Raw genomic sequence first — 1,218 nt, 5'->3', positions numbered from 1 at the left:
CGAAAGCCCGCGTACTGGACGTACTTGGCTTTCGCCCGGTGCGGCGAGAGCGCGTGCCAGGCGTCGCGGGGCAGACGGGAGTTTGACGACAGGCCGTAGGGCCCGTCGTCACCGGGCCACGTAGGTGCGGGCGGCGCGGTCGTGCCAGCCCCGGCGGCGCGGGCGGTCGGTCAGGGCCCACAGGGCGGCGGGCAGCCCCAGGAAGGCGAACACCAGCCAGCGCAGCAGGGCCGCGCCGAAGCCGGGCGGGCGCAGGGTGGCGGCGGCCAGCACCCGTACCCCGCACAGCTTCTTGCCCGGGGTGCGGCCCCAGCGGGCGGTGGGCAGGGCCTCGTAGAACACCCCGAACAGCAGGACGGCGCCCAGGACGAGGCCCAGCCGGCCGGCGGTGGTGGCGTCGAGCAGCCACACGGTGGTGGTGCGTCCGCCGGCCCGGGCCGCGTCGACCTTGGCCTGGAGGTGGGCCGTCACCTCCGGTACGAGGGGCAGCGCGACGGCGGCGGCCACCCCGGCGAGGACGAGCGAGTCCAGGAGCCTGGCCAGCCCCCGGCGCACCAGCCCGGCCGGCCGTACGGCGCGCTCCGCCATCCGCTCGAAGACGGCCCGGGCGTCCTCCCGTACGGCCGTCTCCGGTGGCGCCGCGGGAGCGGACGAGGGGGCGTGCGCGGCGGGCCCGGCGGCCGCCCGGGCGCCGGCCCGCGCCGCCGCGGCGGGCCCGCCGTGACCGGCCTCCGCCGCACCGGCGGCCCGGCCGTGGTCGGCCGGGGCCGCGCCGGGCGCCTGCGCGCGGGCCGCGGACCACGCCGCCAGGGAGCCCCTCTCCGGCTCGGGCCGGGCGCCCCGGACGGCCCCGCGCTCCGGCCCGGAGGCCGGGGCACTCGCGCGGTCGGGCCGGTCCCGTGCGGGCTCCCGTTCCGGTCCGGCGTGCCGGGCGCCGGACCGGACCGGCGCGGAACCCTCCTCCGGACGGGGCCGCGCACCCCGGCCCGGGGCCTCTGCGGCGGGGTCCGGCACCGGGGGCTCGGGCCACCGCCGGGGCGCACTGCCCGCCCGCGCGCCCGGGACGGGCGCCGCCGGCGCGTCGGACCACCCGGCGGCGGAACCCTCCTCCGGTCCGGACCCGGCGGACCAACCCCGCCCGGGGGCCTGCGGGGCGGGCGCCCCGGCCCCGGCCCGGATCGCGGCCAGGGCCTGCTCGTCACCCTTGGCGGCGGCGTC

General features: G+C 82.3%; 1 protein-coding gene. It reads right to left on the bottom strand.

Annotated features, from left to right (window positions below; all coding sequences use genetic code 11):
* Positions 1-108: 108 nt before the first annotated feature.
* A partial coding sequence (locus tag AB0O29_RS36125; RefSeq protein WP_365160744.1) for an RDD family protein occupies positions 109-1,218 on the bottom strand: 1,110 nt, incomplete at its 5' end.

The organism is Streptomyces sp. NPDC089915 (assembly GCF_040684675.1).
Classification (GTDB): Bacteria; Actinomycetota; Actinomycetes; order Streptomycetales; family Streptomycetaceae; genus Streptomyces.
The sequence above is the reverse complement of the archived record's forward strand: the minus strand, read 5'-3'. Positions and strand labels throughout refer to the sequence as shown.